General features: G+C 72.2%; 26 protein-coding genes. 18 read left to right on the top strand and 8 right to left on the bottom strand.

All coding sequences use genetic code 11. From position 1 onward, the window contains the following. Positions 1-66: 66 nt before the first annotated feature. From gap to ACN268_RS12390, 5 genes are all read left to right on the top strand, one after another. Positions 67-1,071 carry a type I glyceraldehyde-3-phosphate dehydrogenase gene (gap, locus tag ACN268_RS12410; protein WP_088645054.1) on the top strand — a complete coding sequence of 335 codons (1,005 nt, stop codon included), beginning with the start codon at positions 67-69 and terminating at the stop codon, positions 1,069-1,071. Then, positions 1,068-2,273 carry a phosphoglycerate kinase gene (locus ACN268_RS12405; RefSeq protein WP_211291563.1) on the top strand — a complete coding sequence of 402 codons (1,206 nt, stop codon included), beginning with the start codon at positions 1,068-1,070 and terminating at the stop codon, positions 2,271-2,273. Before gap ends, ACN268_RS12405 begins: the two co-directional genes overlap by 4 nt. Next, the gene (gene tpiA, locus ACN268_RS12400) at positions 2,273-3,064 is read left to right on the top strand and encodes a triose-phosphate isomerase (protein WP_421483337.1); all 792 of its coding nucleotides are present in this window, start codon (positions 2,273-2,275) and stop codon (positions 3,062-3,064) included. The genes ACN268_RS12405 and tpiA overlap by 1 nt, the downstream gene beginning before the upstream one ends. A 95-nt stretch (positions 3,065-3,159) precedes the next feature. Beyond that, positions 3,160-3,420, top strand: a complete 261-nt coding sequence (secG, locus tag ACN268_RS12395) for a preprotein translocase subunit SecG (protein ID WP_088645052.1) — start codon at positions 3,160-3,162, stop codon at positions 3,418-3,420. Positions 3,421-3,542: 122 nt separating this feature from the next. After that, positions 3,543-3,887: an RNA polymerase-binding protein RbpA gene (locus ACN268_RS12390; RefSeq protein ID WP_088645051.1), complete on the top strand. Its 345-nt coding sequence runs from the start codon at positions 3,543-3,545 to the stop codon at positions 3,885-3,887. A gap of 45 nt (positions 3,888-3,932) precedes the next feature. Here the strand turns inward: ACN268_RS12390 and pgl are convergent, their stop codons facing one another. The 6 genes from pgl to tkt all read right to left on the bottom strand — a co-directional run bounded on the left by pgl (position 3,933) and on the right by tkt (position 11,106). Continuing rightward, positions 3,933-4,703 (bottom strand): 6-phosphogluconolactonase, encoded by a 771-nt coding sequence (gene pgl / locus ACN268_RS12385; protein WP_088645094.1) that lies wholly within the window; start codon positions 4,701-4,703, stop codon positions 3,933-3,935. Positions 4,704-4,864: 161 nt separating this feature from the next. Beyond that, entirely contained in the window at positions 4,865-5,878 is a 1,014-nt protein-coding gene (locus ACN268_RS12380) for a glucose-6-phosphate dehydrogenase assembly protein OpcA (RefSeq protein ID WP_421483336.1), read from the bottom strand. Between the two features lie 46 nt (positions 5,879-5,924). Continuing rightward, complete coding sequence (zwf, locus tag ACN268_RS12375) at positions 5,925-7,475, bottom strand: glucose-6-phosphate dehydrogenase (RefSeq protein WP_421486871.1); 1,551 nt, start codon at positions 7,473-7,475, stop codon at positions 5,925-5,927. A 2-nt stretch (positions 7,476-7,477) separates the two neighbouring features. Next, entirely contained in the window at positions 7,478-7,705 is a 228-nt protein-coding gene (locus tag ACN268_RS12370) for a hypothetical protein (protein WP_421483334.1), read from the bottom strand. A gap of 76 nt (positions 7,706-7,781) precedes the next feature. After that, on the bottom strand, positions 7,782-8,960 hold the full coding sequence (tal, locus tag ACN268_RS12365) for a transaldolase (RefSeq protein ID WP_421483333.1): 1,179 nt from the start codon (positions 8,958-8,960) through the stop codon (positions 7,782-7,784). Positions 8,961-8,976: 16 nt separating this feature from the next. Beyond that, positions 8,977-11,106 carry a transketolase gene (gene tkt, locus ACN268_RS12360; RefSeq protein ID WP_421483331.1) on the bottom strand — a complete coding sequence of 710 codons (2,130 nt, stop codon included), beginning with the start codon at positions 11,104-11,106 and terminating at the stop codon, positions 8,977-8,979. A 264-nt stretch (positions 11,107-11,370) separates the two neighbouring features. Between tkt and ACN268_RS12355 the strand changes: the two genes are divergently transcribed. The 3 genes from ACN268_RS12355 to ACN268_RS12345 all read left to right on the top strand — a co-directional run bounded on the left by ACN268_RS12355 (position 11,371) and on the right by ACN268_RS12345 (position 13,918). Next, the gene (locus tag ACN268_RS12355; protein WP_421483330.1) at positions 11,371-12,330 is read left to right on the top strand and encodes a heme o synthase; all 960 of its coding nucleotides are present in this window, start codon (positions 11,371-11,373) and stop codon (positions 12,328-12,330) included. A gap of 332 nt (positions 12,331-12,662) precedes the next feature. Then, positions 12,663-12,995, top strand: coding sequence for a hypothetical protein (locus ACN268_RS12350; RefSeq protein WP_363651813.1), 333 nt, complete (start codon positions 12,663-12,665; stop codon positions 12,993-12,995). Beyond that, positions 12,992-13,918, top strand: a complete 927-nt coding sequence (locus ACN268_RS12345; protein ID WP_421483329.1) for an ATP-grasp domain-containing protein — start codon at positions 12,992-12,994, stop codon at positions 13,916-13,918. The genes ACN268_RS12350 and ACN268_RS12345 overlap by 4 nt, the downstream gene beginning before the upstream one ends. A gap of 115 nt (positions 13,919-14,033) precedes the next feature. On the opposite strand, the gene ACN268_RS12340 is transcribed toward ACN268_RS12345, so the two are convergent. Beyond that, on the bottom strand, positions 14,034-14,999 hold the full coding sequence (locus tag ACN268_RS12340; RefSeq protein WP_421483328.1) for a COX15/CtaA family protein: 966 nt from the start codon (positions 14,997-14,999) through the stop codon (positions 14,034-14,036). 96 nt (positions 15,000-15,095) lie between these two features. Between ACN268_RS12340 and ACN268_RS12335 the strand changes: the two genes are divergently transcribed. From ACN268_RS12335 to ACN268_RS12290, 10 genes are all read left to right on the top strand, one after another. Beyond that, positions 15,096-15,914 (top strand): helix-turn-helix transcriptional regulator, encoded by an 819-nt coding sequence (locus tag ACN268_RS12335; protein WP_421483327.1) that lies wholly within the window; start codon positions 15,096-15,098, stop codon positions 15,912-15,914. Next, on the top strand, positions 15,911-17,341 hold the full coding sequence (gene sufB, locus ACN268_RS12330; RefSeq protein ID WP_204926097.1) for a Fe-S cluster assembly protein SufB: 1,431 nt from the start codon (positions 15,911-15,913) through the stop codon (positions 17,339-17,341). Before ACN268_RS12335 ends, sufB begins: the two co-directional genes overlap by 4 nt. Positions 17,342-17,396: 55 nt before the next feature. After that, on the top strand, positions 17,397-18,539 hold the full coding sequence (gene sufD / locus ACN268_RS12325; protein ID WP_421483326.1) for a Fe-S cluster assembly protein SufD: 1,143 nt from the start codon (positions 17,397-17,399) through the stop codon (positions 18,537-18,539). Between the two features lies 1 nt (position 18,540). Beyond that, on the top strand, positions 18,541-18,885 hold the full coding sequence (locus ACN268_RS12320; protein WP_421483325.1) for a non-heme iron oxygenase ferredoxin subunit: 345 nt from the start codon (positions 18,541-18,543) through the stop codon (positions 18,883-18,885). Further along, entirely contained in the window at positions 18,885-19,658 is a 774-nt protein-coding gene (sufC, locus tag ACN268_RS12315) for a Fe-S cluster assembly ATPase SufC (RefSeq protein WP_204926100.1), read from the top strand. The genes ACN268_RS12320 and sufC overlap by 1 nt, the downstream gene beginning before the upstream one ends. 25 nt (positions 19,659-19,683) lie before the next feature. Beyond that, positions 19,684-20,988 carry a cysteine desulfurase gene (locus tag ACN268_RS12310; protein WP_088645040.1) on the top strand — a complete coding sequence of 435 codons (1,305 nt, stop codon included), beginning with the start codon at positions 19,684-19,686 and terminating at the stop codon, positions 20,986-20,988. Continuing rightward, the gene (gene sufU / locus ACN268_RS12305) at positions 20,988-21,464 is read left to right on the top strand and encodes a Fe-S cluster assembly sulfur transfer protein SufU (protein WP_421483324.1); all 477 of its coding nucleotides are present in this window, start codon (positions 20,988-20,990) and stop codon (positions 21,462-21,464) included. The genes ACN268_RS12310 and sufU overlap by 1 nt, the downstream gene beginning before the upstream one ends. Before the next feature lie 62 nt (positions 21,465-21,526). Continuing rightward, entirely contained in the window at positions 21,527-22,015 is a 489-nt protein-coding gene (locus ACN268_RS12300) for a metal-sulfur cluster assembly factor (protein WP_421486870.1), read from the top strand. A gap of 520 nt (positions 22,016-22,535) precedes the next feature. Then, a complete protein-coding gene (locus tag ACN268_RS12295; RefSeq protein ID WP_421483323.1) occupies positions 22,536-23,414 on the top strand; it encodes a LysE family transporter in 879 nt (292 codons plus the stop codon). Positions 23,415-23,622: 208 nt separating this feature from the next. Continuing rightward, positions 23,623-24,288, top strand: coding sequence for an acVLRF1 family peptidyl-tRNA hydrolase (locus ACN268_RS12290; RefSeq protein WP_421483321.1), 666 nt, complete (start codon positions 23,623-23,625; stop codon positions 24,286-24,288). Between the two features lie 206 nt (positions 24,289-24,494). Here the strand turns inward: ACN268_RS12290 and ACN268_RS12285 are convergent, their stop codons facing one another. Further along, positions 24,495-25,409, bottom strand: a complete 915-nt coding sequence (locus tag ACN268_RS12285) for a neutral zinc metallopeptidase (RefSeq protein WP_421483319.1) — start codon at positions 25,407-25,409, stop codon at positions 24,495-24,497. Positions 25,410-25,439: the final 30 nt, after the last annotated feature.

The following is a 25,439-nucleotide window of genomic DNA, read 5'->3' as shown; positions in this document are numbered from 1 at the left end:
CCGGCGCACACACCTCCGCCGGCCCGTTCTGACGTCGGCGGACCAGAACGCGAGGAGATGGGACCTGTGACCATCCGGGTTGGCATCAACGGCTTCGGCCGCATCGGCCGTAACTTCTTCCGGGCCGTGCTGGCGTCCGGCGCCGACATCGAGGTCGTCGCCGTGAACGACCTGACCGACAACGCGACGCTCGCCCACCTGCTCAAGTACGACAGCATCCTCGGTCGCCTGCCGCACGAGGTCAAGGCCACCGCCGACGAGATCACCGTCGGTGGCAAGACCATCAAGGCGTTCGCCGAGAAGGACCCGGCGAAGCTGGCGTGGGGCGACGCCGGCGCGGACGTCGTCATCGAGTCCACCGGTTTCTTCACCGACGGCACCAAGGCCAAGGCGCACATCGACGGCGGGGCCAAGAAGGTCATCATCTCCGCCCCGGCGAAGAACGAGGACGTCACGGTCGTCATGGGCGTGAACCACGACCAGTACGACCCGGCCAAGCACACCATCATCTCGAACGCGTCGTGCACCACGAACTGCCTGGCCCCGATGGCGAAGGTCCTGCAGGACACCTTCGGCATCGAGAAGGGCCTGATGACCACGATCCACGCGTACACCCAGGACCAGAACCTCCAGGACGCGCCGCACAAGGACCTGCGTCGCGCCCGCGCCGCCGCGCTGAACATCGTCCCCACCTCGACCGGTGCCGCCAAGGCGATCGGGCTGGTGCTGCCGGTGCTCAAGGGCAAGCTGGACGGTTACGCGCTGCGGGTGCCGATCCCGACCGGCTCGGCCACCGACCTGACCGTCGAGGTCGGCCGGGAGACCAGCGTGGACGAGGTCAACGCCGCGATCAAGGCCGCCGCGGACGGCCCGCTCAAGGGCATCCTGGTCTACAACGAGGACCCGATCGTCTCGGCCGACATCGTCACCGACCCGGCGTCGTGCATCTTCGACGCGCCGCTGACCAAGGTCATCGGCAACCAGGTCAAGGTCGTCGGCTGGTACGACAACGAGTGGGGCTACTCCAACCGGCTCGTCGACCTGGTCAAGCTGGTGGGTTCCTCGCTGTGAGTGCGAGCATCCGCAACCTCGACGACCTGCTCGCCGAGGGGGTGTCGGGTCGGCGCGTGCTGGTGCGCGCCGACCTGAACGTCCCGCTCGACAAGCAGACCGGGGAGATCACCGACGACGGCCGCATCCGGGCTGTCCTGCCCACCCTGGGCGCGCTCGTGCAGGCCGGGGCGAAGGTCGTGGTCTGCTCGCACCTGGGCCGCCCGAAGGGCGCCCCGGACCCGCAGTACAGCCTCCGCCCGGTCGCCGGGCGGCTCGGTGAGCTGCTCGACGCGCCTGTGCACTTCGCCACCGACACCGTCGGCGAGTCCGCCCGCGCCACCGTGGACGCGCTGGCCGACGGCCAGGTGGCCCTGCTGGAGAACCTCCGCTTCAACAAGGGGGAGACCAGCAAGGACGACACCGAGCGGGGGGCCTTCGCCGACCAGCTCGCCGCGTTCGGCGAGGCGTACGTGGACGACGCGTTCGGCGCGGTGCACCGCAAGCACGCCAGCGTCCACGACGTACCGGCCCGGCTGCCGCACGTGGCGGGCCGGCTGGTGCTGCGCGAGGTGGAGGTGCTGTCCCGGCTGACCGGCGAGCCGGAGCGCCCGTACGTGGTGGTGCTCGGCGGCTCCAAGGTCTCCGACAAGCTGGCGGTCATCGAGGCGCTGCTGCCGAAGGTCGACCGGCTGCTCATCGGCGGCGGGATGTGCTTCACCTTCCTCAAGGCCCAGGGCCACGAGGTGGGCACCTCGCTGCTGGAGGAGGAGATGGTCGAGACCTGCGGCAACCTCCTGTCCCGCGCCGAGGGCAAGATCCTGCTCCCGGTGGACGTGGTGGCGGCCGACGCCTTCGCCCCGGACGCCGCGCACGACACGGTGCCCGCCGACGGCATCCCCAGCCACCGGCTCGGCCTGGACATCGGCCCGGAGACGGTGGCCGGCTTCACCGCCGCGCTGTCGCAGGCGAAGACGGTCTTCTGGAACGGCCCGATGGGCGTGTTCGAGATGCCGGCCTTCGCGAACGGCACCCGGGGTGTCGCCGAGGCGATCACCAAGACCGACGCGTTCACCGTGGTCGGTGGCGGTGACTCGGCGGCGGCCGTACGGGCCCTCGGGCTGGACGAGTCGTCGTTCGGGCACATCTCGACAGGTGGCGGCGCCTCCCTGGAGTACCTGGAGGGCAAGACCCTCCCCGGCATCGCGGCCCTGGAGAACTGATGGCGAGCGTCACCCGCCGGCCGCTGATGGCCGGCAACTGGAAGATGAACCTCAACCACCTCGAGGCCAACCTGCTGGTGCAGAAGCTGGCCGCGAGCCTCACCGAGCAGCAGCTCACCGCCGTCGAGACGGTGGTCCTGCCGCCCTTCACCGACCTGCGCACCGTGCAGACCGCGGTGGACGGCGACAAGCTGCTCATCGGCTACGGCGGGCAGGACCTCTCGCCGTACCAGTCCGGCGCGTACACCGGGGACATCTCCGGGGCGATGCTGGCCAAGCTGGGCTGCACCTACGTGGCGGTCGGGCACTCGGAGCGGCGGCAGTACCACTACGAGGACGACGCGATCGTCAACGCGAAGGTGGCCGCCGCGCTGGCCAACGGGCTCACCCCGATCCTCTGCATCGGTGAGGGCCTGGAGATCCGCGAGCAGCTGCGGCACGTCCCGCACTGCTGCGACCAGCTCGACGGCGCCCTGAAGGGGCTCTCCGCCGAGCAGGTCACCAAGGTCGTGGTCGCCTACGAGCCGGTCTGGGCGATCGGCACCGGCAAGACGGCCACCCCCGAGGACGCCCAGGAGGTCTGCGGGGAGGTCCGCAAGCGGCTGGTCGAGACCTACGACCAGGGCACCGCCGACCAGGTCCGGATCCTCTACGGCGGCTCGGTGAAGTCGTCCAACGTCGCATCGATCATGTCCCAGCCGGACGTGGACGGGGCGCTGGTGGGCGGGGCCAGCCTCGACGCCGAGGAGTTCGCGAAGATCTGCCGCTTCCCGGAGCACACGGTCGCCTGATCGCTCGCTATTCTTGACTCCGCCCGTCCACCGGTCGGTGCCGCCGTGCCCGATCTGTCCGGGCGAGGATCGTAACGAGAGGACTGACCCCAGCCATGCCGATCTGGTTCGCATACACGTTGATCGTGTTGCTGGTCATCACGAGCGTTCTGCTCACCATGCTCATCCTGCTGCACCGCGGTAAGGGCGGCGGGCTGTCGAGCATGTTCGGCGGCGGGGTCAGCTCCAGCCTGGCCGGCTCGTCGGTGGCCGAGAAGAACCTGGACCGCTACACCGTCCTGGTGAGCATCGTCTGGTTCGCCTGCATCGTCGGGCTCGGTCTCTGGCTCCGGCTCCAGCTCAACAGCGGGTCCTGAGCGACACGATCAGGTCGTACAATCTGCGCGCGGTCCGTCACGGACCGCGCGCAGTTGTTTTCTCCGCCACGTCGTCCACCGCCAGCCTCAGGCGGTGGTCCCCTCTGACGACAGGAGCGAGTGTGCCCAGTGGCAACGTCATCCGTGGTTCCCGGATCGGTTCGGGGCCGGAGCGCCCCACCGAACGGTACGAGCCGGCCCCCCGCCGCGCGGTCACCTACTGGTGCCGCAACGACCACGTCACCGAGATCCGGTTGGCGTTGGACGCCGAGGAGCCGGCCGTCTGGGACTGTCCGCGCTGCGGCCTGCCCGCCGGTCAGGACGCCCAGAACCCGCCCGGACGTACCCGTCCCGAGCCCTACAAGACCCACCTGGCGTACGTGAAGGAACGACGTACCCCGGAGGAGGGGGAGGCACTGCTGGCCGAGGCGTTGGCCGCGCTGCGCCGCCGCCGCGGCCGGGAGTGACCACCGCGGCGGTGTGAGCGGTCCGGCGGGCGGACCGCCCCGCGCTCAGCGCAGGCTGCGCAGCCGGGCCGGCACGTCGGCCGCCGCCGCCCGGTCGAGCAGCCACAGGGTCCGCGAGACGCCCTGCACCCCGGCCGCCGGGAGCTGCTTCGGGCCGGCCCCGGCCAGCGCCATCCCCACCGCCCGCGCCTTGTCGGCCCCGCTGGCGACCAGCCAGACCTCCTCGGCGGTGTTGATCGCCGGCAGGGTGAGGGTGGTCCGCACCGGCGGCGGCTTCGGGCTGCCCCGCACCGCGCTGACCGGCCGGGTGTCGTGGTGCACCGGGTGCTCGGGGAAGACCGACGCCACGTGCCCGTCCTCACCGACACCCAGCATCAGCACGTCGAAGTGGGGCAGCGCGGCGTGGCCGGGCCGGGCCGCCCGGGCCAGCTCCTCGGCGTACGCGGCGGCGCCGGCCTCCGGGTCGTCGCCGGTCGGGCCGTCGGTGGCCGGCATCGGGTGCACCCGGGCCGGGTCCAGCGGCATCGCGTCCAGCAGCGCGGCGCGGGCCTGCGTCTCGTTGCGCTCCGGGTCGCCCGCCGGCAGGAAACGCTCGTCGCCCCACCAGACGTCCACCCGGGACCAGTCGACGGCGTCGTGGGCGGGCAACGCGCCCACCGCCCGGTAGACCGCCGCGGCGATCCGCCCCCCGGTCAGCACGATCGACGCCGCGCCCCGCTCCGCCTGCGCGTCGAGCAGCTTCACCACCAGCCGGGCCGCCACCGCCTGCGCCAGCAGGTCGGCGTCGGCGTGCACGGCGACACTCGCCTCACTCATGTTGGCCTTTCCTGACCGCGCGACGCGGTCCTGCTCGTCGTGGCGGGGACCGGTCGGCCCGCCGGGTGCCGGTGGGGAACTCGTCGTGCCGGGCCGCCCGTCGTGGGCGGCGGGCACCGTACGCCGGTGGGCGGCCCCGCAGGACCGCCCACCGGCGTACGTCAGGACGCGCTGGTGCCGGCGTGCGTGCTGACGCCCGCCTCCGCCCGGCGCGCGGTGGCCGGGTCCTTCCAGACGTGCACCCGCTGCGCCGGGCGCTGCTCCAGGCCGGACAGGCCGGCCGCCGCGCCCAACGCCTCGGCGTACACCTGATCGGTGTCGAGCCGGCGCAACTCCTCGGCCAGCTCGTCACCGAGCGGTCGCCGCACCAGCGGCAGCACCCGGTCGTCCTGGCCGGTACGCCGGAACGTCGCCAGGCTGTCGTCCCGGGTCAGCGTCAGCTCGTCGCCGTTGGCGCAGCGCAGCTGCACCTGACGCATCCTCGGGTGGTCGTCGGTGTGCTGCCACTGCGGGTCGATGCCGAGCCGGGCCGCCAGCCAACCCCGCATCAGCGCCGCCGTCGGGTCGGTCCGCGGGGCCACCACCGTCGCCTCGGTGACCCGCGCCTCGGTGGTGTCGAACGCCCCGGCGACCAGGGTGCGCCACGGGGTGATCCGGGTCCACGCCAGGTCGGTGTCCCCGGGGGCGTAGTCCCGGGCCCGCTCCCGCAGCGCCTCGATCGGGTCGACGGCCTGCGCGCAGTCGGTGATCCGCCGGTCGGCGACCACCCCGAGGAAGTCGGTGGCGATCTCCGCCGGTGGTTCGCCGTGCCACCAGGTGACCACCGGCACGTCCGGCACCAGCAACGGCATCACCACCGACTCGGCGTGCAGGGCGAGGCGGCCGTACATCCGGGTCACCACCGCCTCGCACGGGCCCAGCCGGCCGCCGACGACGATCTCCGCGTCCAACCGGTTGCGTTCCCGCTCCACGTCGGCGCGGACGACCACGAGCAGCCGGCACGGGTGCGCGGCGGCGGCGATGGTGGCCGCCGCCTCCGCGTCCCGGACCCGCTTCTCGTCGACCACGACGATCAGGGTGAGCGCCATCCCGCTGGCCACCCCGCCCGCGCTGCGCCGCTCGGCGGCGAGCGCCTTGACCACCTCGTTGCCGGTGGTGTCCCACAGCCCGATCACTGGTGCCTCCCGGTCCGCCCGCTGTGCCTGCTACCTACCTGCCCGTTCACGCCCGCCGCCAGGCGCGGCCCTCGCGGGCCAGCATCTCGTCGGCGGCCCGGGGACCCCACTCGCCGGAACGGTACGGCTCCGGCTTGGTGCCCTCCCAGGCGTGCTCCAGCGGGTCCACCACCGCCCAGCTCTGCTCCACCTCGGCGGCGTCCGGGAAGAGCGTCCGGTCGCCGATCAGCACGTCCAGCACCAGCCGCTCGTACGCCTCGGGGCTGGACTCGGTGAACGCCTCGCCGTACTGGAAGTCCATCGCGATGTCGCGGACCTCCATCGTGGTGCCGGGCACCTTCGACCCGAACTTCAGCACCACGCCCTCGTCCGGCTGCACCCGGATGACGAGCTGGTTGTTGCCCAGCGACTCCATGTCGGCCGTGTTGAACGGCAGGTGCGGCGCCTTCTTGAACATGATGGCGACCTCGGTGACCCGCCGGGGCAGCCGCTTGCCGGCCCGGATGTAGAACGGCACCCCGGCCCAGCGCCGGTTCTGGATGCCCAGCTCGACGGCCACGTACGTCTCGGTGGTCGAGTCGGCGGGGACACCCTCCTCGTCGAGGTAGCCGACGGCCCGCTGACCGCCCACCCAACCGGGCAGGTACTGGCCGCGTACGGTGTCCCGGGCGACGTCCTTCGGCAGGGTGATCGCCTTGAGCACCTTCAGCTTCTCGGCCCGGATCTCGTCGGCGTCGAAGCTGGTGGGCTCCTCCATGGCGACCAGGGCGAGCAGTTGGAGCAGGTGGTTCTGGAGCACGTCGCGGGCGGTGCCGACCGAGTCGTAGAAGCCGGCCCGGGTGCCGATGCCGACGTCCTCGGCCATGGTGATCTGCACCGAGTCGACGTACTTGGAGTTCCACAGCGGCTCGAACAGGTTGTTGGCGAACCGCAGGGCGAGGATGTTCTGGACCGTCTCCTTGCCCAGGTAGTGGTCGATCCGGAAGACGTCCTGCCTGGTGAACACGTCGTCGACCAGGTCGTTGAGTTCCTTCGCCGAGGGCAGGTCGTTGCCGAACGGCTTCTCCACCACCACCCGCCGCCAGCCGCCGCACTTCTCGTTGTCGGCCATTCCGGTGCGGGCCAGTTGCTTGAGCACCACCGGGAAGGCCGTCGGGGGGATGGAGAAGTAGAACGCGGCGTTGCCGTGGATGCCGTGGCTGTCGCGCAGCTGGTTCAGTGTCGCGGCGAGCTTGTCGAAGGCGGCGTCGTCGTCGAACGAGCCACCGACGAACTTGATGTTGCCGGCCAGCCGGCCCCACACCTCCTCGCGCCACGGTGTCCGGGCGTGCTGCTTGGCCGACTCGTGGGCCAACGCCTCGAAGTCGCCGTCGCCCCAGTCGCGGCGGGCGAAGCCCAGCACCACGAAACCGGGGGGCAGCAGGCCCCGGTTGGCCAGGTCGTAAACCGCCGGCAGCAGCTTCTTGCGCGCCAGGTCACCGGTCACCCCGAAGATCACCAGGGCGCACGGCTCCGGGATCCGGGGGAGTCGTCGGTCCTGCGCGTCGCGCAGCGGATTCACGCCGCCTCCTCGCTCCGTGTGGTCCATGTCGTCCATCGTCACGCCCGCCATCGTCCGATCGCATCCAGCAGCCGGGCCGGCCCGGCCGGCCTGTCGGTCAGGTACGGCGGTGGCACCGGCCCGGGTCGGTCGGCCGGTGCCACCGGGCCGCCCCGCGCACGCGGGGCGGCCCGTACGGCGGCGGGCGCGGTCGATGCGACCGCGTCCGCCCCGTGCACCGCGAGACCGGCGGCGGCATCGGCCGGGCCGGTCAACAGGTCACTCACCCTCGACACCCCGTCGGGGCGCCGGCGGCGTGGGGCGTCGCGGGGACCGGCCCCGCGACGCGTCCGACGCCGTTGGTCACGCGTTCCCGCCGGCCCGCTGGGCCGCCTCGGCGTTGCCCTTCGCGGCCTCGTTCGGGGCGCCGGCACCCCGCGCCGCGGCGGCCAGCGACGTGCGGACGCCGTCGAGCAGTTCGCTCCAGCTCGCCTCGAACTTCTCCACGCCCTCCCGTTCCAGGGTGGCGATCACGTCGTCCATGTCGACGCCGACGGCGGCCAGGTCGGCGAAGACCTGCCGGGCCGCGTCGTACGCGCCGGTGATGGTGTCGCCCCGGGTCTCCCCGTGCTCGGCGTACGCCGTCACGACCGACTCCGGCATGGTGTTGACGGTGCCCGGGGCGATCAGCTCCTCGACGTAGATCACGTCGCGGTAGTCCGGGTTCTTGGTCGAGGTCGACGCCCACAGCGGGCGCTGCGGGTGCGCGCCGGCATCGGCCAGGGCCTGCCACCGGTCGGAGGAGAAGACCTCGGTGTAGCGCTCGTAGGCGAGCTGGGCGTTGGCCACGGCGGCCTTGCCGCGCAGCGCCTTGGCCTCCTCGGAGCCGATCTTGTCCAGCCTCTTGTCGATCTCGGAGTCGACCCGGGAGACGAAGAAGGAGGCCACCGAGCCGATGGTGGACAGGTCGTGGCCGTTGGCCTTCGCCTGCTCCAGGCCGGCGAGGAACGCCTCCATCACCGCCGAGTAACGGTCCAGCCCGAAGATCAGGGTCACGTTGACGCTGATCCCCTCGGCCAGGGTCGCGGTGATCGCCGCCAGCCCCGCCTCGGTCGCCGGGATCTTGATGTACAGGTTCGGCCGGTCCACCAGCCACCACAGCGCCTTGGCCTCGGCGACCGTCTTGTCGGTGTCGTGGGCGACCCGGGGGTCGACCTCGATGGAGACCCGACCGTCGACACCGGCGCTGCCGTCGTACGACGGGCGCATCACGTCGCACGCCCAGCGCACGTCGTAGGTGGTGAGCATCCGGACGGCCTCTTCGACCTCGATGCCCCGGGTGGCGAGGTCCTTGAGCTGCCAGTTGTACTCGTCGGCGTCACTGAGCGCCTTGGCGAAGATGGTCGGGTTGGTGGTCACCCCGGCCACGTGCTGCTCGCGGCGGAGCCGGTCCAGCCCGCCGGAGCTCAGTCGTACCCGGGAAAGGTCGTCGAGCCAGACCGCCACTCCGGCGGCGGTGAGGTCACCCAGTCTGTCCGTCATGTCGTCCACGCTCCCCTCAGTTGCCGGTCGTGAAACCGGTGATGTCGCCCACCCGGGTCAGCGCCGCGTGCGCGGCGGCGACGATCCGGTCGGGGGTGAAGCCGAACTGCTCGAACAGCACGGTGTGCGGGGCGCTGGCCCCGTAGTGCTCCAGGCTGACGCTCTCGCCCAGGTCACCGACGATGCCCCGCCAGGACATCCCGATCCCGGCCTCGACGCTCACCCGGGCCTGCACCCCGCGCGGCAGCACCGACTCGCGGTACGCCTCGTCCTGCTCGTAGAACCACTCCTGGCAGGGCATCGAGACGACCCGGGTGGGGGTGCCGTCGGCCTCCAGCCGCTCCCGGGCGGTGAGGCAGAGCTGCACCTCGGAACCGGTACCCACGATGATCACCTGCGGCTTGCCGTTCGACGCCTCGGCCAGCACGTAGCCGCCCTTGGCGGTGCCCTCCGCGCCCGCGTACGTCTCCCGGTCCAGGGTCGGCAACGCCTGCCGGCTCAGCGCCAGCGCGGTCGGCCGGTCGGTGTGCTCCAGGGCCTGCCGCCACGCCCAGGCGGTCTCGTTGGCGTCGGCGGGCCGGACCACGTCCAGGCCGGGGATGGCGCGCAGCGCGGTCAGGTGCTCCACCGGCTGGTGGGTCGGGCCGTCCTCGCCGAGACCGATCGAGTCGTGCGTCCAGACGTACGTCACCGGCAGCTTCATCAGGGCGGCGAGCCGCACCGAGGGACGCATGTAGTCGCTGAACACCAGGAACGTGCCGCCGTAGGGGCGGGTGCCGCCGTGCAGGGCGATGCCGTTGAGGATCGCGCCCATGGCGTGCTCACGGATGCCGAAGTGCAGCGTGCGGCCGTACTCGTGGCCGGGGAAGTCCTTGGTGGCGTGGGCGGCCGGGATGAACGACGGCTCGCCCTTCATGGTGGTGTTGTTGCTCTCGGCCAGGTCGGCCGAGCCGCCCCACAGCTCCGGCAGCACCGGGGCGAGCGCCTCCAGCACCTTGCCGGAGGCGGCCCGGGTGGCCACGCCCTTGGCGTCGGCGGGGAAGACCGGCAGCGCGTCCGTCCAGCCCTGCGGCAGCACCCGGCCGGCGATCCGGTCGTAGAGCGCCCTGCGCTCCGGGTTGGCCTGCGCCCAGGCGTCGAACTCGCCGGTCCACGCCTGCTCGGCCTCGCCGCCGCGGGTCAGCACCCCACGGGCGTGCGCGAGCACCTCCTCGTCGACCTGGAAGCTCTGCTGCGGGTCGAAGCCGAGGATCTCCTTGGTGGCCTTCACCTCGTCGGCGCCGAGCGCCGAACCGTGGATCTTGCCGGTGTTCTTCTTGTTGGGCGCGGGCCAGCCGATGATGGTGCGCAGCGCGATGAACGAGGGGCGGCCGGTCTCGGCCTTCGCCGCCAGCAGCGCCTGGTACAGCGCCTCGACGTCCTCGTGGTAGTCGCCCTGGTCGGCGTCGCCGGCCCGCCAGTCGACGGTCTGCACGTGCCAGCCGTACGCCGCGTAGCGGGCCGCCACGTCCTCGCTCTTGGCGATGCGGGTGTCGTCCTCGATGGAGATCTCGTTGTCGTCGTAGATCAGCGTGAGGTTGCCCAGCTGCTGGTGCCCGGCCAGCGCGCTCGCCTCGTGGCTGATGCCCTCCTCGATGTCGCCGTCGGAGGCGATGCACCAGATCTGGTGGTCGAAGACCGACGCGCCGGGCTCGCTCTCCGGGTCGAACAGGCCCCGCTCGCGGCGGGCGGCCATCGCCATGCCCACCGCGTTGCCCAGGCCCTGCCCGAGCGGGCCGGTGGTGGTCTCGACCCCGGGGGTGTGGCCGTGCTCCGGGTGGCCCGGGGTGAGCGAGCCCCACTGCCGCAGCGACTTCAGGTCGTCCAGGCTCAGCGGGTAGCCGGAGAGGAAGAGCTGGATGTAGAGCGTGAGGCTGGAGTGCCCGGCGGACAGCACGAACCGGTCCCGGCCGGGCCAGTTCGGGTCGGCCGGATTGTGCCGCATCACCCGGTTGAACAGCAGGTACGCCGCGGGCGCGAGGCTCATCGCGGTGCCGGGGTGGCCGTTGCCGGATTTCTCCACGGCATCCATGGCCAGGACGCGGACGGTGTCGACGGCCCGGCGGTCGAGGTCGGTCCAGTTGAGTGCGGGTCGGTTGGCAGCCACTATGGTTGTGCTCCTCGGCAGATGGGCGGAACCCTCACTGGTGACCCTATCGAGCGGGTCTAAACGTCCGCCCGGGGATCTCAGCAGGCAGTTACGTACGGGCCGGCCGGATCGTTCGGTCACCCGTCAGGTGTGACGGCCCGCACCGTTGTCGGGTCGCCCGGGCAGCGAAAACGACGACGCGTAGTGTGTGGTGCGGTGTGTGGGCCCCGACGGGGTCCCGCCGAACCGACTTCCCCTGCCGACGCCGGAAGGTGGCAATCCGTGAGCATGATCACCGAGCGCCCCGTCAGCAACTCTGCCGGGCAGCCGCCGGTGCGCACGGTGGGCGGGCGGCCGTCGGCCCGTCGGCGGGACGTCCGGGCGGTGGTGTCGGCGTACGTGACACTCACCAAGCCGCGCATCGTGGAGCTGCTGCTGGTGACCACGGTGCCGGCGATGATGCTCGCCGACGGCGGCCTGCCGTCGCTGTGGCTGATGGCGGTGGTGCTGGTCGGCGGCTCGCTGGCCGCCGGTGCGGCGAGCGTGATCAACTGCTACATCGACCGGGACATCGACCAGTTGATGCGGCGCACCAAGCGGCGTCCGCTGCCGACGCACACCGTGTCGCCCCGCAGCGCCCTGGTCTTCGGGCTGGTGCTGGCGGCGGCGTCGCTCGCGCTGATGGCGACGTTCACCAACCTGCTGGCCACCGCGCTGACGCTGGCCGCGATCGTCTACTACGACCTGGTCTACACGCTCTGGCTCAAGCGCACCACGACGGCGAACACCTTCTGGGGCGGGGCCTGCGGGGCGGCACCGGTGCTGATCGGCTGGGCGGCGGTGACCGGGTCGCTGGCCCCGGCGGCCTGGGTGCTGTTCGCGGTGGTCTTCTTCTGGCAGATGCCGCACTTCTACCCGTTGGCGATGAAATACAAGGACGACTATGCCCGCGCCGGCATCCCGATGCTGCCGGTGGTGGCCTCGCCCCGGCGGGTCAACGCCGAGATCCTGATCTTCGCCTGGCTGACGGTGGCGACCTCGCTGGCGCTGTGGCCGCTGGGCATGAGCGCGGTGTACGGGGTACCGACCGCCGTGGTGGGCGCGGTCTTCCTGGTCGAGGCGCACCGGCTCTGCCGGCGGGTGACCCGGGGTGAGCCGGTCAAGCCGATGCGGCTGTTCCACTGGTCGACGACCTACCTGACCATCGTGTTCGTCGCGGTGGCCCTCGACGCCCTGCTCTGACCCCCCTTATCTCCCGGGTCCCGCCCGCCGCGTCGGCCCGCGCGGCCCGCCGGGCGTGGTCGTCGCGTGGGGGAGTGTCGCGGGCGGTCCGGACTGATCCGACCCGCCGGACGGGTCCGAAATCCTGCCCGGATGGTGGGATTTTCTGCGGGCACCGCAAGCTGCCACAAGCTGGACACATCGGGGCGATATCGCTGAGGCGTTTTGCCCGCGCTTATCCGACACGGTCGGACAATCCGCCCGCGCTTTCCGATAAACCCTCGGGTAATTGGTATCACAAATAGTTCATGATTCTCGCGCGTCGGGGTGCAAGTCTGCTTAGGCTTCGCGTCATGGCAGAAGGTTCCGATACGACGCTGACGGCCGAGCAGACCGCCGGAGCGGCCCCCACCGGGCTGGTCACGGGCATCAGGTCCTTCGCCGCCGCCCACGGCGGCGCGAAGGCGGTCATCGAGTACGTCGGCAAGCGTGGTGCCCGGATCGTCCTGGTCGGCACCGACGGTGCGTGGGGCGACCAGTTCGCCGAGGACACCGTCACCGCCCGGGAGGCGTGCTCCCAGGCGGGAGTCGCCGTCGAGAACGCCTGGGAGCGCGAGCTGATGGACCAGATGCGGCCGAGCAACGACCTGTGGCGGTCGATGGCCCGGCGCACCATGTCCCGTTGACCCACGACCCGATCCACCACCAGTCGACCCGGGGGGAACCCCGGGTCGCTCTCGTCACCTGCTCCCGTTTCGCCGACCTCTACCCCGACGACCGGCTCGTGCTCGCCCCGCTTTCGGCCCGGGGAGTCACCGTCGAGGCGGCCGTCTGGGACGACCCCCGGGTCGACTGGGCCGGCTACGACCTGGTGGTGCTCCGCTCGCCCTGGGACTACGCCCCACGCCGCGACGAGTTCGTCGCCTGGGCCGGCACGGTGCCCACCCTGGTCAACCCCGCCGACGTGGTGCGGTGGAACACCGACAAGCGCTACCTCGGCGAGCTCGCCGCCGCCGGGGTGCCCACCGTGCCGACCTCCTGGGTCGCGCCGGGCGAGGACTGGGTTCCGCCGTCGACCCCCGGCTGGTACGTGGTGAAGCCGACGGTCAGCGCCGGCAGCCTCGACACCGGCCGGTACGACCCCGCCGACCCGACCCACCGGGACCTGGCCGTGGCGCACGTACGCCGGCTGACGGCCGCCGGCCGGACCGCCATGGTCCAGCCGTACCTGGACGCGGTGGACACCGCCGGGGAGACCGCGCTGCTCTTCGTGGCCGGCCCGGACGGCCTGACGTTCAGCCACGCCATCCGCAAGGGCGCCATGCTCGACGGCCCCGACCTGGGCGTCGAGGGCCTGTACCGGCCGGAGCGGATCGACCCGCGCACCCCCACCGGGGAGCAGTTGGCCGTCGCCGAGCGGGTGCTGGCCGAGGTCCCCGGCGGGTCGCAGCGGCTGCTCTACGCCCGGGTGGACCTGATCCCCGGGCCGGACGGCACGCCCGTGCTGATCGAGCTGGAGCTGACCGAGCCGTCGCTGTTCCTCGGCCACGCCGACGGCGCCGCCAAGCGGCTCGCCGACGCGGTGCTGGTCCACCTCGCCCGCCGCTGACCCGGCCGGGCCCCGCCCGGCCGGTCGTGCCGCCCCGGGGCCGGCGGGGTCCCAGAGCCTGCCGCGCCGCCCCACCCCACCGGGCAGCGGCCGGTCCCGGTCGGCCCGGTGACGCTCAGACGGTGGCCGGCACCCGCCGCTGCCCGGCCGGCGGCGACGCCGGGTCGCCGGCGACCGGCCGGCGCTGTCGGGTCGACCAGAGCATCGCCAGGGTGGCCAGCAGCACCAGGCAGGAACCGAGCATGTGCGCGGCGACCAGCACGCCCGGCAGGTGGGTGAAGTACTGCACGAAACCGATCAGGCCCTGCCCCAGCTCCACCGCCACCAGCACGAGCGCGGCGCGGGCCGGGCCGGTCGCGCCGACCGCCCGCAACGCCAGGACCAGCGCGACGGAGAGGCCGATCAGCAGGAACACCCCGTCGGCGTGCACCTGGGAGATCGTCTCCGGGTCCAGCCCGTTGCGGGCGGCACCGTGGTCGCCGGCGTGCGGGCCGCTGCCGGTCACCCAGGTGCCGACCACCAGCACGGCGACGCTGACGGCGGTGGTGAGCCGGGCGAGGGTGCGCAGCGGCCCGGGCACCACCGCCACCACCGGCCCGTCCGGGTCGACGATCCGCCGCCAGAGGGCGTACGCGGCGGCGATGACCGCCATCGAGGCGAGGAAGTGCAGCCCGACCACCCACGGGTTGAGGTTGGTCAGCACGGTGATCCCGCCGATCACGGCCTGCGCGGGGATGCCGAGGAACACCGCCACGGCCAGCCCGGTCAGCCCGGGGCGGCGGGGCCGGTGGGCCAGCACGGCCAGCAGGGTGGCCAGCGCGATCGCCCCGACGGCGAAGGTGAGCAGCCGGTTGCCGAACTCGATCACCCCGTGCACGCCCATCTCGGCGGTGGTGGTGTACGACGCGTCGGTGCACCGGGGCCAGGTCGGGCAGCCGAGCCCCGACGCGGTGAGCCGGACGGCCCCGCCGGTCACCACGATGGCCACGTTGGCGACGATCGAGGCGTACGCGAGGCGGCGCAGCAGGGTGGTCGAGACCGGGAACCGGACGGATCGCTTCACGGAGCGAATCCTACGCACCGTAGTTGATCCCGATCGGGTGACTCCGCGGCCCGGTGGGCCGGATCACCGGGGTCGGGTTTGCGGGCCCCCGGCGAATTACGTAACGTTGGCGTTGTGAAAAACGCGGCGGCGCTCTCCGGGCACCCGCCGACGGCCGTCCCGGCCGTCGGCGTCGGCGCGCGGTCCCGTCGTGCCGTGCGGCGCGGACCCGACGCACCGCACCGCAGCGCGCCGGCCCCGACGCCGGCCGCCGACCTGTCCACCCGTGACCGGGTCACCCGGCTCCTGCTGGAGCAGGGGGCGGCCACCGCCGGCCAGCTCGGCTCGGCGCTCGGTCTCAGCCCGGCCGCGATCCGCCGGCACCTCGACGCGATGCTCGCCGACGGTGACGTGGTCGCCCGGGAGCAGACCGTGCGGGGCAGCCGGGGGCGGGGCCGACCGGCGAAGGTCTTCCTGCTCACCGACGCGGCCCGGGGCCGCTGCGGCACCCACCACTACGACAACATGGCCACCGCCGCGCTGCGCTGGATCGCCCGCAACGGCGGCCCCGACGCGGTCGAGGCGTTCGCCGCCGACCAGGTCGCCGCGCTGGAGGCCCGTTGCCGGGCCGCCATGGAGGACGCCGGCGACGATCCGCTGGCCCGGTCCGAGGCACTCGCCGGTGCGCTCACCGCCGAGGGCTACGCTGCCAACGCGTCCACGATCGCCTCGGGCGGGCAGCTCTGCCAGCACCACTGCCCGGTGGCGCACGTGGCCGCCGAGTTCCCCCAGCTGTGCGAGGCCGAGACGGCGGTCATCTCCCGTCTGGTCGGCACCCACGTGCAGCGTCTGGCCACCATCGCGCACGGCGACGGGGTGTGCACCACGCACATTCCGACCCAACCGCGCGCCCAGTCCGGTAACACCGTCACCACTGTGAGGACAGATAGATGACCGAGCAGATCGTCCAGCCCCTGACCCAGGAAGAGCAGCTCGCCGCGCTCGGTCGCTACGAGTACGGCTGGGCCGACCCCGACGTCGCCGGGGCGGCCGCCCAGCGCGGTCTCAACGAGGCGGTGGTGCGGGACATCTCGGCCAAGAAGAACGAGCCGGCCTGGATGCTCGACCTGCGCCTCAAGGGTCTGCGGCTGTTCGGCCGCAAGCCGATGCCGTCCTGGGGCGCCGACCTCACCGGGATCGACTTCGACAACATCAAGTACTTCGTGCGCTCCACCGAGAAGCAGGCCACCAGCTGGGAGGACCTGCCGGAGGACATCAAGAACACCTACGACCGGCTGGGCATCCCCGAGGCCGAGAAGCAGCGGCTGGTCGCCGGGGTCGCGGCGCAGTACGAGTCCGAGGTGGTCTACCACAAGATCCGCGAGGACCTGGAGGAACAGGGTGTCCTCTTCCTGGACACCGACACCGCCCTCAAGGAGCACGAGGACGTCTTCAAGGAGTACTTCGGCACGGTGATCCCGGTCGGCGACAACAAGTTCGCCGCGCTGAACACCTCCGTGTGGTCCGGCGGCTCGTTCATCTACGTGCCGAAGGGCGTGCACGTGGAGATCCCGCTCCAGGCGTACTTCCGGATCAACACCGAGAACATGGGCCAGTTCGAGCGGACGCTGATCATCGTCGACGAGGGCGCGTACGTGCACTACGTCGAGGGCTGCACCGCGCCGCTCTACTCCTCCGACTCGCTGCACAGCGCGGTCGTCGAGATCATCGTCAAGAAGAACGCCCGCTGCCGCTACACGACCATCCAGAACTGGTCGAACAACGTCTACAACCTGGTCACCAAGCGGGCCGTCTGCCACGAGGGCGCCACCATGGAGTGGGTCGACGGCAACATCGGCTCCAAGGTGACCATGAAGTACCCGGCGGTCTACATGACCGGCGAGCACGCCAAGGGCGAGGTGCTCTCGGTGGCGATGGCCGGTGAGGGCCAGCACCAGGACGCCGGGGCCAAGATGGTGCACGCCGCGCCGCACACCAGCAGCACCATCGTGTCGAAGTCGATCGCCCGGGGTGGTGGCCGTACCTCGTACCGGGGGCTGGTGCAGGTGCTGGAGGGCTCGCACCACAGCCGCAGCACGGTCAAGTGCGACGCGCTGCTGGTCGACACGATCTCCCGCTCGGACACCTACCCCTACGTCGACATCCGCGAGGACGACGTGTCGATGGGGCACGAGGCGACCGTCTCCAAGATCAGCGACGACCAGCTCTTCTACCTGATGAGCCGGGGGCTGAGCGAGGACGAGGCGATGGCGATGATCGTGCGCGGCTTCATCGAGCCGATCGCCAAGGAACTCCCGATGGAGTACGCCCTGGAGCTCAACCGCCTGATCGAACTCCAGATGGAGGGCGCGGTCGGCTGACGCCGCCCCGCCGCCCCACGACACCGTCGTCCCGGACAGACAGACCAAGGAAGAGATGACTACCCAGGCTTCCGCGCCGCCCAGCACCAAGTCGCAGGCGCTCCGCTCGTACGACGTCGCCGACTTCCCGGCCCTGACCGGCCTGGAGGAGGAGTGGCGCTTCACCCCGCTCAAGCGGCTCCGTGGGCTGACCGACGGGGCGCGGGCCGCCACCGGCACGGTCCGCCACGAGTACGCCGACCTGCCGGCCGGCGTCACCGTCGGGCGGATCGGCCGGGACGACCCCCGGGTGGGCAGCGTGCTCACCCCGGTCGACCGGGTCAGCGCGCTGGCCTACGGCGGCGCCGGTGAGGCGCTGCTGGTCGAGGTCGCGGCCGACGCCGTGGTCGACGCGCCGGTGAGCCTGCGGGTGGTCGGCGACGACGCCACCGGGCTGGCCTTCGGGCACACGTTCGTCGACGTGGGCCGGTTCGCCGAGGTGGTGCTGGTGCTGGAGCACGTCGGCGCGGCGACGCTCGCCGACAACGTCGAGGTGGCGGTGGCAGACGGGGCGAAGCTGACCCTGGTCACGGTGGCCGACTGGGCCGCCGACGCGGTGCAGGCCCAGCACCTGAAGGTGCGCCTCGGCCGCGACGCCAAGGTCTCGCACGTCCAGGTCAGCCTGGGTGGTGACCTGGTCCGCCAGTACACCACTGTCGAGTACACCGGCCGGGGCGGCGAGGCCGAGCTGTACGGCGTCTACTTCGCCGACGGCGGCCAGCACCTGGAGCACCGCCAGCTCGTCGACCACAACGTGCCCGACTGCCGCAGCCACGTCGGCTACCGGGGCGCGTTGCAGGGCGAGCAGGCGCACACCGTCTGGGTGGGTGACGTGCTGATCCGGGCCGAGGCGACCGGCACCGACACGTACGAGATCAACCGGAACCTGCTGCTCTCCGACGGCGCGCGGGCGGACTCCGTACCCAATCTGGAGATCGAGACCGGCGAGATCGCCGGCGCCGGTCACGCCAGCGCGACCGGCCGGTTCGACGACGAGCAGCTGTTCTACCTGATGGCCCGGGGCATTCCGGCCGACGAGGCCCGTCGCCTGGTGGTGCGGGGCTTCTTCGCCGAGGTGATCAACAAGATCCCGGTCGAGTCGCTGCGTGAGCGGCTCGGCGACGCGATCGAGGCCCGGCTCGCGAAGGCCGGGGCCTGACATGATCCGGATCTGCGCGACGGAGGACGTGCCGAAGGGCACCGTGATCAGCGCCGATGTGGACGGCCTCCCGATCGCCGTGGTGCACAGCACCGACGGCGAGTTCTACGCCGTGCACGACGAGTGTTCGCACGCCTCGGTCGCCCTCTCCGAGGGTGAGGTCGAGGGCTGCACGCTGGAGTGCTGGCTGCACGGCTCCCGGTTCGACCTGCGCACCGGTGAGCCCACCGGGCTGCCCGCCACCGAACCCGTTCCCGTCTACGCCGTCGAGGTCCGCGACGGCGACATCTACCTTCCCGTGGGCGCCGACGGCCGCCCGACGCCGAGCAATGGAGTGACCCGATAATGAGCACCCTGGAGATCCGCGACCTGAAGGTGTCGGTCAAGCTGCCCGAGGGTGAGCTCAAGCCGATCCTGTCCGGTGTCGACCTGACCGTGCGGTCGGGGGAGACCCACGCGATCATGGGCCCGAACGGCTCCGGCAAGTCGACCCTGGCGTACTCGGTCGCCGGTCACCCCAAGTACGAGATCACCGGCGGCTCGGTGACCCTCGACGGGGTCGACGTGCTGGAGATGACCGTCGACGAGCGGGCCCGCGCCGGCCTCTTCCTGGCCATGCAGTACCCGGTCGAGGTGCCCGGCGTCTCGGTGGCGAACTTCCTGCGTACCGCGAAGACCGCCATCGACGGCGCGGCCCCGAAGCTGCGTACCTGGGGCGGCGAGCTGCGCGGCGCGATGGAGAAGCTCCAGATGGACCCGGCGTTCGCCCAGCGCAACGTCAACGAGGGCTTCTCCGGCGGCGAGAAGAAGCGGCACGAGATCGTGCAGCTGGAGCTGCTCAAGCCCAAGATCGCCATCCTCGACGAGACCGACTCCGGCCTCGACGTGGACGCGCTGCGGGTGGTCAGCGAGGGGGTCAACCGGGTCCGCGACACCGGCGACACCGGCCTGCTGCTGATCACCCACTACACCCGCATCCTGCGCTACATCAAGCCCGACTTCGTGCACGTCTTCGTGGCCGGCCGGATCGTCGAGCAGGGCGGCCCGGAGCTGGCCGACAAGCTCGAGGACGAGGGCTACGAGCGGTACGTCGCCGGAGCCGGCGCGGCGCGGGCCTGAACACACACGGACGGGGACCGCTGAGATGACCACCATCGCCATCCCGGACGGGATGCCGCAGTACGACGACGTGCCGCGCTTCGACGTGGCCGCGGTGCGGGCCGACTTCCCGATCCTCGACCGGGAGGTCAACGGGCACCGGCTGGTCTACCTCGACAGCGCCAACACCTCGCACAAGCCGCGCCAGGTGCTCGACGTGCTCGCCGGGCACTACGCGATGCACAACGCCAACGTGTCGCGCTCGGTGCACACCCTGGGCACCGAGGCGACCGAGGCGTACGAGGGGGCGCGGGCGAAGATCGCCGCGTTCGTCAACGCGCCGAGCGTCGACGAGGTGGTGTTCACCAAGAACTCCACCGAGGCGATCAACGTGGTGGCGTACGCGTTCTCCAACGCCTCGCTGCGCGCCGACGCCGACGAGCGGTTCCGGCTCGGCCCCGGCGACGAGATCGTGATCTCCGAGATGGAGCACCACTCGAACATCGTCCCGTGGCAGTTGCTGGCCGAGCGGACCGGCGCGACGCTGCGCTGGTTCCCGGTCACCGACACCGGCCGGCTGGACGAGTCGGGGCTGGCGGACCTGGTCACCGAGCGAACGAAGATCGTCGCGCTGGTGCACACCTCCAACATCCTCGGCACGGTCAACGCCACCGCCCGAATCACCGAACGGGTCCGCCAGGTGGGTGCGCTGCTGCTGCTCGACTGCTCGCAGTCGGTGCCGCACCAGCCGATCGACGTGGTCGACCTGGACGCCGACTTCATCGTGTTCACCGGGCACAAGATGTGCGGGCCGACCGGCATCGGCGTGCTGTGGGGGCGGGGCGAGCTGCTCGCCGCGATGCCCCCGGTCATGGGCGGCGGCTCGATGATCGAGACGGTGTCGATGGCCCGGTCCACGTTCGCCGCGCCGCCGGCCCGGTTCGAGGCGGGCACCCCGCCGATCGCCGAGGCCGTCGCGCTCGGCGCGGCGGTCGACTACCTCACCGGCGTCGGGATGCGGGCGATCCAGTGGCACGAGAAGGAGCTGACCGCGTACGCGCTGGACGCGCTCGCGACCGTGCCGGGCCTGCGGATCTTCGGCCCGACGGTGCCGGTGGGCCGGGGCGGCACCATCTCGTTCGCGCTCGGCGACGTGCACCCGCACGACGTCGGGCAGGTCCTCGACTCGCTCGGCGTGCAGGTGCGGGTGGGCCACCACTGCGCCAAGCCGGTCTGCACCCGGTTCGGGGTGCCGGCGATGACCCGGGCGTCGTTCTACCTGTACACCACCACGGAGGAGATCGACGCCCTGGTCGCCGGTCTCGAACAGGTGCGGAGGATCTTCGACTGATGCAGCTGGACCAGCTCTACCAGGAGATCATCCTGGACCACTACAAGCGCCCGCAGGGGCGTGGGCTGCGCGAAGCCGACCGCCCCGACGCCGAGGTGGGCGAGGCGCACCACGTCAACCCGACCTGCGGCGACGAGGTCACCGTACGGGTGGCCGCCGTCGGCGACATCGTGGTGGACATCTCGTACGACGGTGCGGGCTGTTCGATCAGTCAGGCGTCGGCGAGCGTGCTGTACGACCGGCTCTCCGGTCGGTGCGCGGGGGAGATCGCCGCCGTGCACGCGGGGTTCGTGGCGTTGATGTCCGGCCGTGGCCAGGTCACGCCGGACGAGGAACTACTCGGTGACGGGGTGGCCTTCGCGGGTGTCGCCCGCTACCCGGCCCGGGTCAAGTGCGCGCTGCTGCCGTGGATGGCGTTCAAGGACGCCGCGGCACGCGCGGGGGTGGGCGTGAGCCCGACGGAGGTGGAGGCATGAGCGAGAACACCGCTACCGCGGCGACGCCGGAGACCGGTGACGCCAGCACGACGACCGACGCGGTGACGCCGCCGGCCACCAACGGTGCCGCCGGCCCGGCGGACGCCGCCGCGTCCCCGGCCACTGGTACCCAGGCTGCCGACGGCGTCGCCGGGTCCCCGGCCGCCGACGGTGTCGCCGGGGCCCCGGCCGCCGACGGCCCGGCGGAGGCCGCGTCGAGCGGCAGCCGGGCGGCCCTCGCCGACATCGAGGAGGCGATGAAGGACGTCGTCGACCCCGAACTCGGCATCAACGTGGTCGACCTCGGCCTGGTGTACGGCGTGCACGTGGACGACCAGAACGTCGCCACCCTGGACATGACGCTGACCTCGGCGGCCTGCCCGCTCACCGACGTGATCGAGGACCAGGCCCGGCAGGCGTTGACCACCGGCCCCGGCGGGGGACTGGTCGACGACATCCGGATCAACTGGGTCTGGCTGCCGCCGTGGGGACCGGACAAGATCACTGACGAGGGACGGGACCAGCTCCGCTCCCTCGGCTTCAACGTCTGACCTCCGGTCCGACCGCGCGGGCGCGGCACCCACCCCGGGTGCCGCGCCCGCAGTCGTTCACCCGCCCCGGGTGCCGCGCCCGCAGTCGTTCACCCGCCCCAACCTCCCCTGCCGCGCCCCTGGCCCGGGCTCTGGTCCGAGCCCTGGTCTTGGTCCTGGTTCGGGTCTGAGCCTTGGTCCGGGTCCGGTCCTGGTTCGGGTCCGAGCCCTGGCCTGGGTCCTGGTCCGGTTCGGGTCCGGGTTACGCCGGGTCCGGGTCCGGGTTCGGCCGGGGGCCGGGCGGGGTGATCGACTCAACGGGGGCGACACAGGGGTATCCGGGCCCGCTGATACCGCTGCTTCGTCCCCGTTGAGTCGATCAGCGCGGTGGCCGGACAATCCGGTGGCGGGGTGTCGGGTGCGGAGCCGATGATGGGCCGGTGATCGAGACGTACCCGGTGCAGGGACCTGTCCGCGCGAGCACCACCGCGCGCCGACAGCAGGCCCGTCCGGGGCGCGGCTCGGCCCGTCACCGCTCGTCGTGACCGCCGCCTTCCTGGCCGGGCTGGTGGCCGGCTACGGGGTCGCCGTCCCGGTCGGTGCGATCGCGGTGCTCATCCTCGGGCTCAGCGCCCGTACCTCGTTGCGGGTGGGTGCGGCTGCCGCGTTCGGTGTCGCCACCGCCGACGGGCTCTACGCCGCCGTGGCGGTACTCGGGGGTGCGGCGGTGGCCGCCGTGGTCGCCCCGGTCGCCCCGGTCGCCGGGCCGTTGCGGGTGGTGGCGGCGGTGGTGCTGCTGGCGCTCGCCGTCCACGGCGGCTGGCGGACCTGGCGCTCCCGACCGCCGTCGGGCGGGTCGGGGTCGGCTGGACCGGAGCCGCACGGTCCGGGATCGGGTGGGTTCAAGCCGGGTGGGCTGGAGCTGGGTGGGTCGGAGCCGGGTGGGTTCAAGCCGGGTGGGCTGGAGCCGGGTGGGCAGGAGCCGGATGGGCTGGAGTCGGAGTCGGAGTCGGGTGGGTCGGAGTCGGGGCAGTCGGGTCGGGGCGGTCCCGGGCCGGGGTCGGGCAGGCCGCAGCCTGGTCGTCTGAGGTCGGGCGGGTCGGAACCGGCTCGGGGGATGGACACGCCGGGGCGCGCGTTCGTCGGGGTGTTGGCGTTGACCCTGCTCAACCCAGCCACGGTGGTCTACTTCGCGGCGCTGGTCCTCGGTCGTGCCGACGCTGCGCGGGCGGCACCGGCGGCCGCCGCGCTGTTCGTCCTCGGGGCCTTCGTCGCCTCGGCGAGCTGGCAGTTGCTGATCGCCGGGAGCGGCACCCTGGTCGGCCGGGTGCTGGCCGGCCCGCGTGGTCGACTGGTGACCGGCCTGCTGTCCAGCCTGATCATCGCCGCCCTCGCCGTCGCCATGCTGGTCGTGCGGTGAGCGGCCCTCACGCCGGCCGCATCGTCCCCGCCTGCTCCGACGGTGTCCGTGTCGTCCCAGCCCGCTCTGACGGTGTCCATGTCGTCCCCGCCTGCTCCCATGATGTCCGTGTCGTTCCCGCCCGCTTTGACGGCGTCCGCCCGCCGGGCTGCCGTCGTGCGGTGGGTCGCCCGCCGGGCCGCCGTCCACGGTGCCGTACGGTCGGGTGATGAGCAGTCGACCCGCGGCCGGTGGCGGCCGGTGGATCGAGGTCGATCCGACCCGCGTCGCCCGCTGGGTGGAGGGTTTCGCCGACCGGCACGGCCCGCCCGTCGTCTCCCCGCAGGGGTACGGCCTGCTGCTCACCGCCGCCGACGGGGCGACCGCGGAACTGCACCTCCCGCCGGGCGGCGGCACCGGGGCGGCGACCGGGCAGGTCGACGACGTGCCCGGGTTCGTCGAGATCGCCGTCGCACCCCACCGGCTCGGGCTGCTGCTCGCCCGCAAGGGCGCGGTGGCGGTCGGGGTGGCACTCGGTACCGAGCTGCTGGTCTCCAAGGTGGACACCCGGTACGTGCAGGGCCGCACCGCCGCCGGCGGCTGGTCGCAGCAGCGGTTCGCCAGGCGGCGGGACAACCAGGCCAGGGCGGCCCTGGGCGACGCGGCGGAACTGGCCGTACGACTGCTGCTGCCGGAGGCGGCGACGCTGGCGGCGCTGGTCTGCGGCGGCGACCGGCGGGCCGTCGACACGGTCCTGGCCGACCGGCGGTTGGCCCCGCTCGCCGGGCTGCGGGCCGAGCGGCTGCTCGACGTGCCCGAACCCCGGCACGCGGTGCTGGTCGGCGCGATCGCCGCCGCCCGCGCGGTGCACGTCCTGGTCCGCGACCCGGCCTGACACCGGCCTACACCTCGGCCGCAGCGGCGAGACCCTGAACGGCGACGACCCTGAACGGCGACGGGCACCGAACGGCGACGGGCACCGAACGGCGACGGGCACCGGATGGCGACGGGCACCGAACGGCGACGGCACCGCCGGAAACGACGGCGGCGGCCGGGGGGCATATGCGCCCGCCGACCGCCGCGACCTGCGACCGGTGCCGGTCAGAGGCTGCCGCCGAAGGTGTCGCAGGACTTCGGGTCACCGGTGGTGTAGCCCTTGGTGAACCACTGCTTGCGCTGCTCGGAGGAGCCGTGGGTGAACTCCTCCGGGTTGACCGGGCGGTTGGCCCGCTTGGAGATGGCGTCGTCGCCGATCTTCTCGGCGGTGTCGATCGCCTGCGCGATGTCCTGCTCGGTGATGCTCTTGAAGATCTTCTGGCCCTGCTCGTCGGCGGTGCCGGTGGCGTTCTTGGCCCACGCGCCGGCGTAGCAGTCGGCCTGGAGTTCCAGCTTGACCGAGAGCGCGTTGGCGTTGCCCGGGTCCCGCTGCTGCTGGCGGCGCATCTGTGCCTCGGTGCCGAGCAGGTCCTGCACGTGGTGGCCGTACTCGTGGGCCAGCACGTACGGCTGGGCGAACTCACCCTCCGCGCCGAGCTGGTCGGCGAGGGTCTGGTAGAAGGTCAGGTCGATGTAGACCAGGTCGTCGGCGGGGCAGTAGAACGGCCCGACGCCGGAGTCGGCCTGGCCGCAGCCGGTGTTGACGCCCTGGCTGAAGAAGACGGTCTTGGACGGCTGGTACTGCTGGCCGAACCGCTCCGGCAGGGCGGTGCGCCAGTACGCCTGGATCGAGTTGACGTAGAGGGTGTTGCGGCAGTCCAGTTGCTTGAGCGCGTCGTCGGCGGAGCACTTCTGGGTGAGTTCGGTGTTGTCGCCGGTCTCGGACCCGCCGCCGGTCATGGCGTTGAGCCCGAAACCGCCGCCCACCAGGGCCACCAGCACGGCGATGATCAGCCCGACGATGCCGCCGCGTCCGCCGCCGCCCGGGATCGGGATCGGGATGCCCCCGCCACCCCCACCGGACCCTCGCCGGTCGTCCACCTGGCCGGTGTCGATCCGCGCGTTCTCGTTCAGCTCCATGTTGACCCCGATCACCGATTCGTCACGTCT

The sequence above is a fragment of the Micromonospora sp. WMMD735 genome, from assembly GCF_049178995.1.
Classification (GTDB): Bacteria; Actinomycetota; Actinomycetes; order Mycobacteriales; family Micromonosporaceae; genus Micromonospora; species Micromonospora wenchangensis.
This window is presented reverse-complemented; position numbering and strand designations above follow the sequence as displayed.